Origin of the sequence: Bacillus sp. R86525 (assembly GCF_042466195.1) — a bacterium.
Lineage (GTDB): Bacteria > Bacillota > Bacilli > Bacillales > Bacillaceae_G > Bacillus_A > Bacillus_A nitratireducens.
Map to the genome: position 1 here is coordinate 3,948,718 of NZ_JAXHPX010000007.1, position 14,669 is coordinate 3,963,386.

Genomic DNA, 14,669 nt, shown 5'->3' on the forward strand with positions numbered 1-14,669 from the left:
TAAATGGAAGAATTTTTAAATTGAGGGGTTATTTATTTATGCTTCCAAACGATGATATTGTATCTCATGAAAAACGAATAGAAGAACTAGAAAATAAAGTGCGGTTATATGAAGAGCTTGTGAATCAATTACCACATCATTTCACATACAAAAATCCACATATTGGTTTACAAATAAAGAAAACGAGAACGACTCATTCCATTCAAAACATACAAAAAGAGAATAAAAAGGCTGATTTTCAACTTACTTGCGATTCATTATTTTTATTTGAACAACTTGAAACATACTTTGTTCATATTTTTGATGCTTTTTCACATCATGTCACCTTTGTTGATAGTAAAGGAAATATAACTTTATGTAATCAAGCTGCAGCAGATGATTTTGGTGTAGTACGAAATGATATAATTGGAAAGCCAATTCAACAATTACTAAACTTGCCAGAAGAACAAATTAAAGCAATTGAAACATTAAGAACAGGAATAGAAATATATAATGAAGAAGTGTTAGACAAAAACTATGGTATTTTAAACAATCGAATTATTCGGGACTATAACGGAGAGATTTTTAGAGTTATTAGTGTCTTCCATTATTTAAACACAGAACGTGATGCAGAAAAATTTTCATTAGCAGGACGAATCGCAGCTGGGATTGCTCATGAAGTACGAAATCCCCTTACAACGGTACGTGGGTACTTGCAATTTCTACAAGATAACGTTTCTCCATCCAATAAAGAATTGTTTAAAAGTCTACTCATTCCTGAACTAGATCGTGCAAATAGTATTATCACAAAATTTTTAGCCATTTCAAAAACGCGTGAATTTACTAGAGAACCTTTTCCCATCAATACGTTTTTACGCGAATATATTCAACAACTACTTGCTAGTGAAGTTTTTTTACACAACATTTCTATTGACTATGAATTTTCTACGGAATTAGATGGTGTACTTGTCAATATCGATCGTCATGAACTTGTGCAAGTTTTTTTAAATTTATTTCAAAATGCTATCGATGCTCGAGGCGAAAGACCTCTTTCCATTCAAATCTCTAGTTATCGCCTAGATAACTTTGTTCGGATTACTTTCACAGATAACGGAACTGGGGTTCCTCCAGCTATTCAAGAATATATCTTTGATCCATTCTTCTCAACAAAAGATTCAGGAACAGGACTGGGCTTGTCAGTAACGAAGAAAATTATTCAAAATCATAACGGTACATTAAAAATGTCTAGTAATCAAAACGGTACAACTTTCACTATTTCTATTCCAATTTTACCTAAAGCGAACTATGAACGAATGAATCATTAAAAAGGTTGGGCTGTTCCACGAACTGCACGCAAATTGTTAGATATAATCTAACAATTTGCGTGCAGTTTTTTTATTCTAACCTATTCTTTTTTAACTCATATAAATCTTTCTCTATCTCTTAATTGTTCTTTGTTTTCACAAGATGGGTAAACTTCTTATTTTTTTAGAAATAGTAGTTTGTCCCTCACGAATTCGGTTTAATTTTCATTTTATTATATAGTTACGACTATTTATTCTATAAAAGAAAGGAATGAACAAATGCCCAACAAAAATAAAGGGAAAGTGTTTTATGGTAATGATTGTTGCGAAGTAAGAGCTTGCAGTTATATTAACATCTCTAAGGCAGAACTAAAAGAGTATGCTAGACTTCTTCAATCTCTTAGTCAAAGTATTCAAGCTGTATTTCAAAACCCTTCTCAAGATAACATCGATAAACTAATTGCTCTCCTGAATAATCTCCAAAAATTCCTCAGTTGCTTAGATTTATCACCTGCACAAGAAAAAATTGGTAGTTCTATTATAGCTAACTTATTAACTATCCTAAAGTCCTCACCTTTCTCATGCGGAGCATTGTACGTTGAACTACAAAGTTTGCTTAATTATTTATTGTATATTGCTAAGTTATTCAAAATCGATTGCTGTACTATCGATAAACTAGTTAAGCTCATTACAGAAATTCAAGCTATCCTAGTTCAATATGGATCAGGTTGCCTTGGTGGAGGAACAATAGGACCTACTGGTGCTACTGGACCTCAAGGGCCGGCTGGCGCTCGGGGTGCTACTGGACCTCAAGGTATTCAAGGGACTCAGGGTCCGGCTGGTGCTCAAGGTGCTACTGGACTTCAAGGACCTCAAGGTATTCAAGGTGCTCAAGGTATTCAAGGTGCTCAAGGTCCGGCTGGTGCTACTGGCGCTCAAGGTGCTCAAGGACCTGCTGGTGCTACTGGTGCTCAAGGCGCTCAAGGTGCTCAAGGTCCGGCTGGTGCTACTGGTACCCAAGGCGCTCAAGGTGCTCAAGGTCCGGCTGGTGCTACTGGTGCCCAAGGTGCTCAAGGTCCGGCTGGTGCTACTGGTGCCCAAGGCGCTCAAGGTGCTCAAGGTCCGGCTGGTGCTACTGGTGCTCAAGGTGCTCAAGGCGCTCAAGGCGCTCAAGGTGCCCAAGGTCCGGCTGGTGCTACTGGTGCCCAAGGTGCTCAAGGTCCGGCTGGTGCTACTGGTGCTCAAGGTGCTCAAGGTGCTCAAGGTGCTCAAGGTGCCCAAGGACCTGCTGGTGCTACTGGTACCCAAGGCGCTCAAGGTGCTCAAGGTCCGGCTGGTGCTACTGGTGCCCAAGGTGCTCAAGGTCCGGCTGGTGCTACTGGTGCCCAAGGCGCTCAAGGTGCTCAAGGTGCCCAAGGTCCGGCTGGTGCTACTGGTGCCCAAGGCACTCAAGGTGCTCAAGGTCCGGCTGGTGCTACTGGTGCTCAGGGTGCTACTGGCGCTACTGGACCGGCGGGCACACCAATCCCTGTAACTATAGCAGCAATAGGAAATTCTAATCCACAAACTATATCTCCTGGAACAAACATCCAATTCAATCAAGTTTTCGAATTAAATAATATAACTTTTAACGACACTTCAGATACTTTAACTGTTCTAGAAACAGGAGTATACGATATTAGTTTCTCAGCATCTACAACCTTCCCAGGTTCTTCACCATTTGGGTTCGGTATTTCATTCAACGGTCAACCACCTACTCGTAATTTTTCAACTAACGTTATCGGTAGTGCTGTTTCTTTCTCTACAATCGTTACTTTACAAGCTGGTACAACAATTGCTGTACAACCTACAGCAAATACTATTTCTATTCCTAACACTGGTGACACAACAGCTACACTATCAGTCTTCCGAATTTACTAACTTTTAGTTTTTATCTTATTTTTGAAAGATCAAGCATATTTGATTTATAGTGATTTGTATTATTTTGATTGTATGTTAAATCTCTCTTTTAATAAAAAGGAGTACTTATTTTGGAGGATAAGTACTCCTTCTTTACGTTTCTTTACTTCAAATTTACTTTAGCTTAATTCTCTTTTTGTATGATAAATATTGAAGACAAAGACATGAAAGAGGGATGATAATGAGAATTATATCACTGACACGTTTTTGGTTTGTTCTTATGGTATGCATAATTTTATGTATAGGATTTCTTTTAACTCTAAAATATTCAAACATTTCAAAAGCAGAAAGAAAAACAGTTCCATACGAACTGCTGTATACAAAACAAAACGACATCCCATATTCCTCTTCCACACAAAATAAAAAAAAGGTTATAAAAGGAATGCTTATTACAGAAGCTTCTAGTTACGAAGCACTACTTCAAATTGCTGAAACGATTAAAGATCAGTATACAAATAAAGAAATTGATGAAATCACACTTTCTATCCACAATAAAAATAATGGTACTTATGAAGAAGAATTACCTTACGAACCTATTAGTAAAGGTACAGTAATCGTCACATACGATCCTCAATCCTTTGGCAGTACGAACATTATACTTAACGAGTAATATCATTTATCCCAATTGATATGTACTAATAACTAGTAAAGATATACAAAAATCTCCATCGATTAAAGTTTCACTTTATTTTCCATACGAAAAAGAGGCGAATTTCGTTATTCGCCTCTTTCTTTTACCAAAATGATGGAATCCACTCTTTCACTTTGTCAAACCACTCTTGTTGCTCTTTTTTTCTTTGTTGTTCCTCTTCTTTTCGTTTTTTCTCTTCTTCTTTCCTTCGTTTTTCTTCCTCCATCATTTTTAATTGCTTTGTATAATCCGCCTCAGGTATTAGTGATAACTGAAATGCCTTTTGATCTGGATTTCCATTCGCTTTCTTCATAATGTCCCGGAACATTGTCGTTGTAATTTGGCTGCCTCCTGGCACATAATGCTCACTATCCGTTTTATCATACCCTACCCAAATCGCACCTACTAAATCCGGTGTATATCCAACAAACCACGAATCCTTCGCACCAGTGCTTGGTCCATTTACAAGCTGGGTAGTCCCCGTCTTGCCTGCGGTATCAATATTATTAACTTTCGCTTTTTCACCCGTTCCCCTTTCAATAACACCTTTTAATAAGTATGTCATCTTTTGGGCAACTTTCTCGTTCGTCACACGAGTTTCTTTCTTATACCATTTTCCAATTATTTCCCCTTCAGCATTTTGGATTTCTCTAATGGCATGAGCTTCTACTTGGACACCATCATTTGCGAATGCGCTATACGCTTGAGCCATTACAAATGGAGAAGTCCCTACATGCATACCTCCTAAAGCAATCGGATACGTACGATCTTCAGGCTCTAATGGAATACCAAACCGCTCTAAAGATTTCAATCCTTTATCTAATCCAATTTGCTCTAATAGCCAAACTGCTGAAACATTATATGACTTTGCCACTGCTTCATACATCGTCACATTACCATGGAACGTATGATCACTATTTTGTGGTGCATATTCTTTAATATTAAATGGTTCATCTTTTAAGACATCGTATACTTCATATCCTTGCTCTAACGCTGGTACATACACTGCAAGAGGCTTTAACGTTGAACCGGGCTGCCTTTTTAATTGTGTTGCATGATTAAACTGTAAAAATTGATAAGGCCCTCTACCTCCAACTAAAGCTGGAACACCGCCAGTTTTGGGATTCATAAGGACCACTCCAGTTTGCATAAGCTGATCTGAACCACTATCTTTAAAATAACTATCATTATTCACAACATCTTCAACCGCTTGTTGTTTTTTCGGGTCAAGTTCCGTATAAATACGATAACCACCTGCTAAAATTTCATTTTGTGTTAATTCATACTTGTCCATCGCTTCTCTAACAATATAATCTACGTATTGAGAATATTTCCCCTTATATTTATCGTCAACACCACGTCGTAATACAAGACCTGATTCTTTCTCCTGATTATATTGTTCTTCAGAAATATATCCTTGTTCCTTCATTAAACTTAATACGACATTACGTCTTTCAATGGATTTATTAAAGTTTTTATACGGCGAATACGCAGATGGCGCTTTAATTAATCCTGCAATCGTTGCAGCTTCTGAAATTGTTAAGTCTTTTACATTTTTATCAAAATAAGATTTAGCTGCTCTTTTTATCCCCCAAGCACCTTCACCAAAATAAATTTGATTCATATACATTTCTATAATTTCATCTTTTGAATAAGTACGCTCTATTTTTTTTGTTAAAAAATATTCCTTTATTTTACGTGAGTATGTGCGATCTTGTGTTAAAAATACATTTTTTGCTAGTTGTTGTGTAATTGTACTACCACCAGCCACAACTTCACCAGCTGTAATGTTCTTAAATACAGCGCTTATGATTCCACTATAGTAAATGCCATGATGACTAAAAAATTCCTTATCTTCTACCGCAACAATTGCTTGAACCATAATATCAGGAATATCTTTCCTTTTAACCCCTTCTGTTTTAGAAGAAGCTAATTTAGTCGCAACTTCATTATTTGCATCATAAATTAAAGTCGGTTGTGGCACAGCTTGTTTTAATTCAGATATATCTTGAATGGAAATTATTATATTTACAGCAATAAATAGAGTAACGAGCAAACTTCCCAATACAATTAATGAATTGCGTAGTTTTTTCCTCTGATTGAACCACTCAAGCGTTTTTTTTAAGTGAGTGTTCTTCAATTTCATTCGTTCACTTCCTTCGTTTGTTTACACGCTTCTTTTTAAAAGGAAGAATATACCTCCTTTTAAATTTATTATAATAACGTAGTCTTTCCTAAAGTGTAAAGCTTTTCTTTCACATTCATACTTTTTACAAGAAAAGGACATTCTACAAGTAAGATATTCACCATTAGTATTAATATTATTAATGCAACAATGTGAGTTATGTTAAGTTTTTGTAAACTTTTCGATAAAATGTTTTAAAAAACGACAGTTTTTTGTTAGAATTGACTAGCCAATATATTTTACATATATTACTTTTGTGGGGGTAACTAATAATGGTCTTTAAATCAAAAAAAGATAAATTTTCTGAAATGTTAATGAATGTTTCCGAAAATTTAAAAGAAGGCGCGCAGTTTTTCGTGGAGTATAAAATTAAAAATGCTAGCGATTTAAAAGAGTTTTCTATGCGCATGAAAGATTATGAGTCAAAAGGTGACTCATTCATTCACGAAATCATTATGGAGTTAAACAAAGCGTTTATCACTCCTATTGAACGTGAAGACATCCTACAACTTGCAATGAGTATGGATGATGTATTAGACGGATTAGATCATAGTGCTGGTCTATTCGAAATGTATTCTATTACAGAAGCTGATGAATACATGATTAAATTCGTAGAAGCAATTAATCAATGTGCAATTGAAATTGCAAACTCTGTTGAACTACTGTCTAAAAAGAAGTTAGTCGACATTCGTACGAACGCGATTAAAATTAAGGATTACGAATCACAATGTGATGATATTCGCCGTCATGCGATTAAGCACTTATTCTCTCGTGAAAAAGATCCGATTAAGATTATTCAATACAAAGAGATTTACGAAGAGCTTGAAGAAGTAGCAGATAGCTGCCAAAGCGTTGCAAACGTATTAGAAACAATCATTATGAAGAACGCGTAAGGAGTTTGATCATGGATACACTCTTGATACTGACCGTTTTAGTAGTCATTTGCGCTTTAGCTTTTGACTTTATCAATGGATTTCACGATACAGCAAACGCTATTGCAACGGCTGTTTCAACGAAAGCTCTAAAGCCTAGACATGCAATTGTTATGGCAGCTATTATGAACTTTTTAGGTGCGATGACATTTACAGGTGTAGCAAAAACGATTACAAAAGATATCGTTGACCCATTTGCTTTGCAAAATGGTTCCCTTGTAATTTTAGCTGCTTTGCTTGCGGCAATAGCTTGGAACTTAATTACTTGGTACTACGGTATCCCAAGTAGTTCTTCGCATGCAATCATTGGCGCAATCGCTGGTGCAGCAATTGCTGCTGCCGGTATTAGCTCATTAAACCTTAAAGGATTCATTAAAATTCTTGAAGCTTTAATCATTTCACCGATTATCGCTTTTGTTATTGGTTATATCGTATACAGTATTTTTAAAGTAGTCTTTAAAAACTTTAACTTAACGAAAACGAACAAAAACTTCCGTATATTCCAGATTTTCACTGCAGCATTACAAGCTTATACGCATGGTACGAATGATGCGCAAAAAGCAATGGGAATCATTACGATGGCTCTTATGGCCAATAACTATCATACTTCTGACGACATCCCGTTCTGGGTACAATTATGTTGTGCAATCGCAATGGGTCTTGGTACTTCTGTCGGTGGATGGAAAATTATCAAAACTGTCGGTGGACAAATTATGAAAATTCGTCCTGTAAATGGTGTAGCTGCCGATTTATCATCATCACTTGTTATTTTCGGTGCAACATTCATTCACTTACCGGTTAGTACTACGCACGTTATCTCTTCTTCTATTTTAGGGGTTGGTGCTTCTCATCGTGTGAAAGGTGTAAAATGGGGAACTGCAAAACGCATGTTAATTACATGGATTATTACACTTCCAATTTCAGCTTCTTTAGCTGCGTTATTTTACTCCTTATTACACTTAATCTTTTAATTAAAAGTCGTCTTCCTTATTTTTCTAGGAAGACGACTTTTTTGTGAACAAGCCTATTCCTTATTAAAAAGCGTGTATAATGATTGGTGGATAAGTTATATAGAGGAGTTGGCAATTTTGGAATACATCATGTTACTTTTCATCGGATTAATCGCCGGGACCGTCGGGAGCCTAGTCGGACTTGGAGGCGGAATTATTATCGTTCCGTTATTAATTGGATTACACAGTTTATCACCACAACTCGCAGTAGGAACTTCTATGGTAACAGTCGTTTTTACAGGGCTGGCTTCTACCCTTACTTATATGAAACATAAACGGGTAGATTATAAAAGTGGACTTATTTTATTTATCGGGAGTGGCCCTGGTGGTATTATCGGATCATGGGCAAACAAATTTTTAAACCAAGATACATTTTCTTTATACTTTGGGATTTTTCTTATATTCGTCTCCATTCTTCTTATACTACGAGACAAATTGAAACCTCTTTCCCTATCAAATATGACTGTAATTAAGCGATCTTTTACAGATAACGAAGGAAATACTGTAGACTATCAATTTCCACCATTTCTCGCTATCTTTATTGCCTTTATAGTTGGATTTATATCCGGATTATTTGGAATCGGTGGTGGTGCCTTACTTGTGCCAGCGATGATGCTCCTTTTTGCGTTCCCAGCACACATTGCTGTAGCAACTTCAATGTTTATCGTATTTCTCTCAGCAATTGTAAGTTCTTTAACTCACATCTCTCTAGGAAATGTCAGCTGGGCTTATGCATTAATTCTTATTCCTGGTGCATGGGTTGGCGGAAAAATCGGGGCTTATATTAACACAAAATTAAGCGGTAATGCCGTAATTAATTTATTACGTATCACATTAATTATTCTTGGAACTAGATTAATTATTACTTCATTTTTATAACGCGTTCTTTCTAGAATGCGTTTTTTCTTATACACATGAATATAAAAAGGCTCCTAGGAGAACAAATAAAACTAAACAAACACTTAATAACATAAAATTTGAAATATGTACTTTCTTCAAGTTGATCACTCCTATAGCTACGACTGTTATCTTTATGATAGCGAAAAAACAGGTCGCATGCAGTTACAAAGTGCTAACAATGCAAAATCATTTATTACAAATTTTATCCTTATATTTCATTTCTTTGTATAATCTATCGATTCAATAAAAAAAGATGTCATATTGACATCTTTTTAGTGAAGAAGTGACCATCCCATAAAGTCTTCATGTACTTGGCACGCCCTCTTATCATTTCGATCATATAATTCAGCATAACTATCTGTTTCTTCATCATAAGCCATCGTATAAATAATTTGGCCGTCTATTTCAACGGATAAAACGACTCCACCATTCATCTCTTCTACATGAATGGTAGCATTCGCTGGAATTCTCATATCCGTCATCTTCATCGCATCTAACAATATACTAAACCCCCTACAGCGTATTCATTGCTAGTACTATTACACACTAAATAGTATACTACTGTAATAGCATACATTTCGTCAATGAAATTGCTGTTTAAAAAGCATATTGTCTTTATACATATACGCTAAAATATAAGAAATAGAAATATTTTAATGGGGGGCTAACATTGATTCTACATAAGGGAGATGTATTATTCCGTCAAGGTGAGGACGGTCCATTATATTTTATAAAAACAGGTTTATTAAAAGTTATTCGGTTAGAAGCAGACGGAACACCATTTTTATTTAATATTATCGTTCCTGGTGAAACGATACCTCACCATTCTTTAATTTCACCGAAGGAATATCACGGTACAGCTATCGCTTTAATGAAAACAGAAGTTGAGCCTATAATTAGCAATGAATGGTACGATCAACTTCAGGCAAATCCTGCATCTTATGAAAATATCGCTATGCAATTACAATCGAAATTAAGAATGATGCAACAGCGTATCGATCAATTGACAACTGTCTCTCCTAAAGAGCGCCTTCATCGTTTACAAGAGTGGTTCACCTTATATTTAGGTGACATCCCTATTTATGAAATATTAACACAAACTGAAATTGGTCAGCTCATAGGTGTACGCCGCGAAACAGTAAATCGCTTACTTAGAGAACAAGCAAAAAACGAGGTAAAATAATACCTCGTTTTTTGCTTGGCAACGTTAACCTATTGTAAGCTTGCTGCGGGACCGAAAAATTCATAATGAATGTTCTCTTGTTTAACACCCAAATCAATTAATGCAGCATTTATATGCTTCATAAATGGTACTGGGCCACAGAAATAAAATTCCGCTTCAGTTGTTGGAATAATAGTTTGTAACCATTCACGTTCAATGAATCCTTCTTTGTCAAAATTCTTCATTTCCACATCTTGCTCTGTCGGTGAAGAGTAGCAAGTATATGCTTTCACTTGTTCATACTCTTTTTCTACTGTCTCAACATGCTCTTTCATCGCATGTGTATTACTATTTATCGCCGCATGAACAAAGCATACATTACGCTTTGATTCTTGTTCGATTAGCGTATTTAACATACTCATCATCGGTGTAATACCTACTCCACCACTAATTAGTACAACAGGTAATGTTGACTCCATATTTAACACGAAATCTCCCGCTGGTGCACTTACTGGTAAGACATCTCCTTCTCCTACATGATCATGTAAGTAATTAGATACTTTACCATCTGGTGTATCTACACCTTTTTCTTTCTTTACACTAATGCGATAGTATTCTTTTCCAGGAGCATCAGATAAGCTATATTGACGATTATGCGTATATGTTTCACCTTCAATATTTATTTGAATCGTTACATATTGTCCTGGGATGAATGATGAAACTTTCCCGCCATCTTCAGGTTTTAAATAAAATGATGTAATAACATCGCTTTCCTTCACTTTTTTAACAATCACAAAGTTGCGGAAATCTTTCCATCCACCTTCTTTATGTGCAGCTTCTTCATACATACCCGCTTCAATGCTAATGAATGCATCAGCAATGACGCCATACGCTTCTCCCCATGCATTTAAAACTTCATCAGGTGCGCCCGCGACCTCTTTAATCGCTCGTAGTAAGCATGTGCCTACTATTGGATAATGCTCTGCTTTAATACCTAAACTTCTATGCTTATGACCAATTTGCTTTACAACTGGAATAATAGCCTCTAAATTATCAATGTACATTGCAGCTGCATAAACCGCATTTGCTAATGCTTGTTGTTGTCTTCCTTTTTTCTGATTCGTATGGTTGAAAATATTCAATAACTCCGGATGTTCCGAAAATAAAATTTGATAAAATCTCGTAGTAATTTCAACGCCTTTTTCCTGTAATAACGGTACTGTTGACTTAACGATTTCAATTGTTTTTGCACTTAACATTGTATCCCACTCCTCTATTTCTTTAACTGTTTTTAGTTTAACTGAATTGTATAATTCATATTGTGATTTTAATCACTATTAACATGGTGTTTTTGTGAAAAATATATGAACAATGCACATATTAAGTAAATTTTAATTAGCCATCATTAATAGTGCTCAAAAAAAAGCTAACTAGAATTCTAGCTAGCCTACTACTTCGTTTGTATTGCTTGTTCAATTACTTGTATATTCTGCCCATCTCCAAACTCGGTATACCCCCACACATTCGTTTCACCTTTATATTTATTTACAAGTATATCCAAGTCATGATATACGCGATGAGCATAGACTACATACTCAATATTCTGAAGCTCCACACCCTTTTTTACAATTTCATAACTTCTATTTACATCACGTTTTATTTTTTCATTTTTTATTTCTTTATGTATATTTTTTAAAGAAGGCTCTTGCTCTTGAAACCATTGTTTAAAATGTTTCCAATCCCCATCTGTATATTTCTCTGCCTTACCATAGTTCAAGAAATTATTATAACTTTCATGTGTCGTACGAACAAATTCGAGTGTCTTCTTCTTCTCTTGCACATCTTCTATTTGTGCTACTGTATTTACTCCAGCAGACTTATTCGCATAATACAATAGTACTTTCATAAGACTATAGCTCGCTATTGCCATTACAGTAATAGTTACCAATACACTTAACAATTTCTTCATATACAGAACTCCTTTTCTACTATGAATATTACAATGTACTGTTACACTTGTAACATTCTCTTGCAGAAATGTAATTCCTGTTTAAATTCTTCTTGTCATTCTGACACTATTTTTTTACAAATTTCTCTTTGGTAAATGCTCTTGTAAAACAATATAACCTTCATAAGCTGTATAACCGAGTATAGCCATTAATCCGATATAACAAGCAAAAACCGTCCATTTTGTTTTCGTATCAACTTTATAATAATTTTCTTGTTGTTCCTTTTCTATTTCCCATTCATTTAATTTTCTTTCCGACACTTCAAATGCTTCTCTTATATGAATTGTATACTCATCTTTCTCATCTTCATATGGGACATAATCAAGTGGCTCAAACTTTGGTAAAAGGTACTCTAGCACTTCGATTTTTTGAATTTCTCCGGTTTTTAATTCTTTCTCACGCTCTCTTTGTCTTAATACATTCATCTCATGATGAATCATATAAATAGTTCGATGCACCGCACCAGTTTCTTTTAATTCCTCTTCAAGCCTAGCAACATATTCTTTCATTCCATCGATTTTATATCCTAATTCCTTAATCGGTTCCTCTCTCTTTATTACTCTATACAATTCCATACAACCGATAATAACAATAAATCCACCTAAAATACTTTTGAAGTAAATAGAATAGCCAAGTAGTACAACTAGCCCTGCTCCCCAAATTTTCGTACTTACAACTGAAATTATTCGTCCACCATCTAACGGAGAAACTGGAATTAAGTTGAAGAAATTAATCATACTTCCAAGTAAAATAATCAGCGCCCAAAACGGCTCTTTCGTTATTATATAAAGTGGGATCGCGGGTAAAAATGAAAGTAATCCGAAAAGAGGTCCCATATATGCAATGTAAGCTTCATCTTTTGCATTTTTCGGCATCTCTTTCATCCCAATAAGAGCTCCCATAAATGGTATGAAGATTGCTGGCGATGTTGGTATACCTTTTCTTCTAGCTGCCCATAAATGCCCCATCTCATGTACAAACAACAAATAAACGAGTGCTACCCCAAACTTCCAACCATATATGACTGCGTATGCACCAAGCGATAAAAACATACTAAATACTGTTGAAAATTTTGCTAACTTAAAAATGGCAAATACCCACTTTAACTTAGACAGTAAAAATAATCCTATTGCAACGATAATTCCCCATAACCCTTTTTTATTATTTTTCATATTCCTCTCCTTTATCTCGCTTTACTGAGTCATTTACACTCACCAAAACTTATTCTTGTCTTTATTATGACATATTTTTTTCTATTGTTAGAAATAATGTTTATTACATCCATTTTTAGCCAAAAATATAAATGAAAGGAGGTATATACAAATGAAATTACAATCTCTTATGATAGGCGCTCTATCGTTTTTAGCTTCAACTCTTATTTTTTATACCGTTAGCTACGTATTATTATTAGATTTGTTGCCAAATCACTTATTTATTGCTCTTATCATTCTTTCCGCTCTTATGATTTCTTTTCTTATTACACGAAAATCAATGAGTGAGCCATCTGCAAAAGCAAAGTAATAGAGAGGGGATTCTTTCCCCTCTCTTATCATTTCCTAGGAAAATCTATATAGACTTTACGATTCACATTTATCCCGCAAACGCCCGATTGATAAAGGCTAATAATCAGTAGGGGATGCCCCCCCACTGATTAAAGTTTCACTTTATCCTTGTAAATTCATTTTTTCCCCATACTCTTTAACAATTTGAATAATATTTTGAAATGCTCCTACTTTTTCTTTCTTACTATTTAATATTTGTAAATCGTAATTATCATAATAGGTTTCTAGTGCTTTTAATTGTGCTTCTGAAGCATCTTTTATCGGAACAGTAACATTCAATTCATACTGTTTATACCCTTCCTTTACTTTTTCAGCTGAAATCATTTCACTTTCTTTTGCTCCAATTAATTTTTGAACCTTTTCTGGAAAAATCAATTGCAAATAATATTCTTGTTCCTTCGCTAACTTATTATATAGTGATTGTGAAATCGTATAACGTACTTTATAATTCATTTTTTGCTCACCCGCTTTAATATGAAACGCGGTAATCTGCAAATCTTTTTTCGTTATTTCCGTTAAAGGCCCTACCTGCATCTCATCTTCTTTTTGTTCTGGAATCTTTGGAAATATAGCCAAAAGTTTTTCCGTATCTTTTTCGTTCAGCATATACATATCTTGCTTATACTGCACCCATCCTCGGCGGTCTTCTCCTCTTAACCATGCATAATACGTTTCTATTTTCCCATCTCTACTAATTTGTATTTCATATTCTGGTTTACCAAAGCTACCTGTTACTTCTTGTTTTTCTGCCTTGTTTATAATATCCACCACTAACTCCGCATCCATTTTCTTTAATTTTTTTTCTTCTGTACCTTTTTGTATAACAGTTATTTGTAATAGTTCTTTCACTTCATTCACTGTCTCCTCTACTTGTTTCGATTCTTTCTTTTGCTCTGCTTGACCACACGACGCGAGTAAAATAACACATAAAACCATTAAATATTTCCCTTTCAAATCGATTCTCCTTTTCCAATAAGAAATTCTTATAATCCTCATACATAAAACAAAAACGTTACATTATATAGAATGAGCTATA

Annotated in this window: 14 protein-coding genes; 8 read left to right on the forward strand and 6 right to left on the reverse strand. The window is 35.1% G+C overall.

What is annotated here, in order from left to right; all coding sequences use genetic code 11:
* The first annotated feature begins 38 nt into the window (after positions 1-38).
* The 3 genes from SJY24_RS23010 to SJY24_RS23020 all read left to right on the forward strand — a co-directional run bounded on the left by SJY24_RS23010 (position 39) and on the right by SJY24_RS23020 (position 3,852).
* Positions 39-1,304 carry an ATP-binding protein gene (locus tag SJY24_RS23010; protein ID WP_377866301.1) on the forward strand — a complete coding sequence of 422 codons (1,266 nt, stop codon included), beginning with the start codon at positions 39-41 and terminating at the stop codon, positions 1,302-1,304.
* A 258-nt stretch (positions 1,305-1,562) separates the two neighbouring features.
* Positions 1,563-3,203 carry a Gly-Xaa-Xaa repeat protein gene (locus tag SJY24_RS23015; RefSeq protein WP_377866302.1) on the forward strand — a complete coding sequence of 547 codons (1,641 nt, stop codon included), beginning with the start codon at positions 1,563-1,565 and terminating at the stop codon, positions 3,201-3,203.
* Between the two features lie 220 nt (positions 3,204-3,423).
* Positions 3,424-3,852, forward strand: a complete 429-nt coding sequence (locus SJY24_RS23020) for a hypothetical protein (RefSeq protein WP_377866303.1) — start codon at positions 3,424-3,426, stop codon at positions 3,850-3,852.
* A gap of 124 nt (positions 3,853-3,976) precedes the next feature.
* Here SJY24_RS23020 and SJY24_RS23025 read toward each other — a convergent pair whose 3' ends face one another.
* The gene (locus SJY24_RS23025; RefSeq protein WP_377866304.1) at positions 3,977-6,019 is read right to left on the reverse strand and encodes a transglycosylase domain-containing protein; all 2,043 of its coding nucleotides are present in this window, start codon (positions 6,017-6,019) and stop codon (positions 3,977-3,979) included.
* Between the two features lie 311 nt (positions 6,020-6,330).
* On the opposite strand from SJY24_RS23025, the gene SJY24_RS23030 reads away from it, so the two are divergent.
* The 3 genes from SJY24_RS23030 (at position 6,331) to SJY24_RS23040 (ending at position 8,879) form a co-directional block, all read left to right on the forward strand.
* The gene (locus tag SJY24_RS23030) at positions 6,331-6,951 is read left to right on the forward strand and encodes a DUF47 domain-containing protein (RefSeq protein ID WP_000231441.1); all 621 of its coding nucleotides are present in this window, start codon (positions 6,331-6,333) and stop codon (positions 6,949-6,951) included.
* Positions 6,952-6,962: 11 nt separating this feature from the next.
* A complete protein-coding gene (locus SJY24_RS23035) occupies positions 6,963-7,961 on the forward strand; it encodes an inorganic phosphate transporter (RefSeq protein ID WP_000380281.1) in 999 nt (332 codons plus the stop codon).
* 117 nt (positions 7,962-8,078) lie between these two features.
* Positions 8,079-8,879, forward strand: a complete 801-nt coding sequence (locus SJY24_RS23040) for a sulfite exporter TauE/SafE family protein (RefSeq protein WP_000455750.1) — start codon at positions 8,079-8,081, stop codon at positions 8,877-8,879.
* Positions 8,880-9,172: 293 nt separating this feature from the next.
* On the opposite strand, the gene SJY24_RS23045 is transcribed toward SJY24_RS23040, so the two are convergent.
* The gene (locus tag SJY24_RS23045) at positions 9,173-9,400 is read right to left on the reverse strand and encodes a hypothetical protein (protein ID WP_071744860.1); all 228 of its coding nucleotides are present in this window, start codon (positions 9,398-9,400) and stop codon (positions 9,173-9,175) included.
* A gap of 170 nt (positions 9,401-9,570) precedes the next feature.
* On the opposite strand from SJY24_RS23045, the gene SJY24_RS23050 reads away from it, so the two are divergent.
* On the forward strand, positions 9,571-10,083 hold the full coding sequence (locus SJY24_RS23050) for a Crp/Fnr family transcriptional regulator (RefSeq protein ID WP_000600570.1): 513 nt from the start codon (positions 9,571-9,573) through the stop codon (positions 10,081-10,083).
* Between the two features lie 29 nt (positions 10,084-10,112).
* Here the strand turns inward: SJY24_RS23050 and hmpA are convergent, their stop codons facing one another.
* The 3 genes from hmpA to SJY24_RS23065 all read right to left on the reverse strand — a co-directional run bounded on the left by hmpA (position 10,113) and on the right by SJY24_RS23065 (position 13,243).
* Positions 10,113-11,321 (reverse strand): NO-inducible flavohemoprotein, encoded by a 1,209-nt coding sequence (gene hmpA / locus SJY24_RS23055; RefSeq protein WP_377866305.1) that lies wholly within the window; start codon positions 11,319-11,321, stop codon positions 10,113-10,115.
* A gap of 191 nt (positions 11,322-11,512) precedes the next feature.
* Entirely contained in the window at positions 11,513-12,031 is a 519-nt protein-coding gene (locus SJY24_RS23060; protein WP_000735542.1) for a hypothetical protein, read from the reverse strand.
* A gap of 114 nt (positions 12,032-12,145) precedes the next feature.
* Complete coding sequence (locus SJY24_RS23065) at positions 12,146-13,243, reverse strand: site-2 protease family protein (protein WP_000794484.1); 1,098 nt, start codon at positions 13,241-13,243, stop codon at positions 12,146-12,148.
* A gap of 151 nt (positions 13,244-13,394) precedes the next feature.
* Between SJY24_RS23065 and SJY24_RS23070 the strand changes: the two genes are divergently transcribed.
* The gene (locus tag SJY24_RS23070) at positions 13,395-13,592 is read left to right on the forward strand and encodes a hypothetical protein (RefSeq protein WP_000776286.1); all 198 of its coding nucleotides are present in this window, start codon (positions 13,395-13,397) and stop codon (positions 13,590-13,592) included.
* A 143-nt stretch (positions 13,593-13,735) separates the two neighbouring features.
* On the opposite strand, the gene SJY24_RS23075 is transcribed toward SJY24_RS23070, so the two are convergent.
* On the reverse strand, positions 13,736-14,587 hold the full coding sequence (locus SJY24_RS23075) for a YhfM domain-containing protein (RefSeq protein WP_377866306.1): 852 nt from the start codon (positions 14,585-14,587) through the stop codon (positions 13,736-13,738).
* Between the last annotated feature and the right edge of the window lie 82 nt (positions 14,588-14,669).

What these genes read in the sequence shown, in the direction of transcription:
- SJY24_RS23010 (WP_377866301.1), top strand. Translation starts at nt 39, where the DNA reads ATGCTTCCAAACGATGATATTGTATCTCATGAAAAACGAATAGAAGAA.
- SJY24_RS23015 (WP_377866302.1), top strand. Translation starts at nt 1,563, where the DNA reads ATGCCCAACAAAAATAAAGGGAAAGTGTTTTATGGTAATGATTGTTGC.
- SJY24_RS23020 (WP_377866303.1), top strand. Translation starts at nt 3,424, where the DNA reads ATGAGAATTATATCACTGACACGTTTTTGGTTTGTTCTTATGGTATGC.
- SJY24_RS23025 (WP_377866304.1), bottom strand. Translation starts at nt 6,019, where the DNA reads ATGAAATTGAAGAACACTCACTTAAAAAAAACGCTTGAGTGGTTCAAT.
- SJY24_RS23030 (WP_000231441.1), top strand. Translation starts at nt 6,331, where the DNA reads ATGGTCTTTAAATCAAAAAAAGATAAATTTTCTGAAATGTTAATGAAT.
- SJY24_RS23035 (WP_000380281.1), top strand. Translation starts at nt 6,963, where the DNA reads ATGGATACACTCTTGATACTGACCGTTTTAGTAGTCATTTGCGCTTTA.
- hmpA (WP_377866305.1), bottom strand. Translation starts at nt 11,321, where the DNA reads ATGTTAAGTGCAAAAACAATTGAAATCGTTAAGTCAACAGTACCGTTA.
- SJY24_RS23060 (WP_000735542.1), bottom strand. Translation starts at nt 12,031, where the DNA reads ATGAAGAAATTGTTAAGTGTATTGGTAACTATTACTGTAATGGCAATA.
- SJY24_RS23065 (WP_000794484.1), bottom strand. Translation starts at nt 13,243, where the DNA reads ATGAAAAATAATAAAAAAGGGTTATGGGGAATTATCGTTGCAATAGGA.
- SJY24_RS23070 (WP_000776286.1), top strand. Translation starts at nt 13,395, where the DNA reads ATGAAATTACAATCTCTTATGATAGGCGCTCTATCGTTTTTAGCTTCA.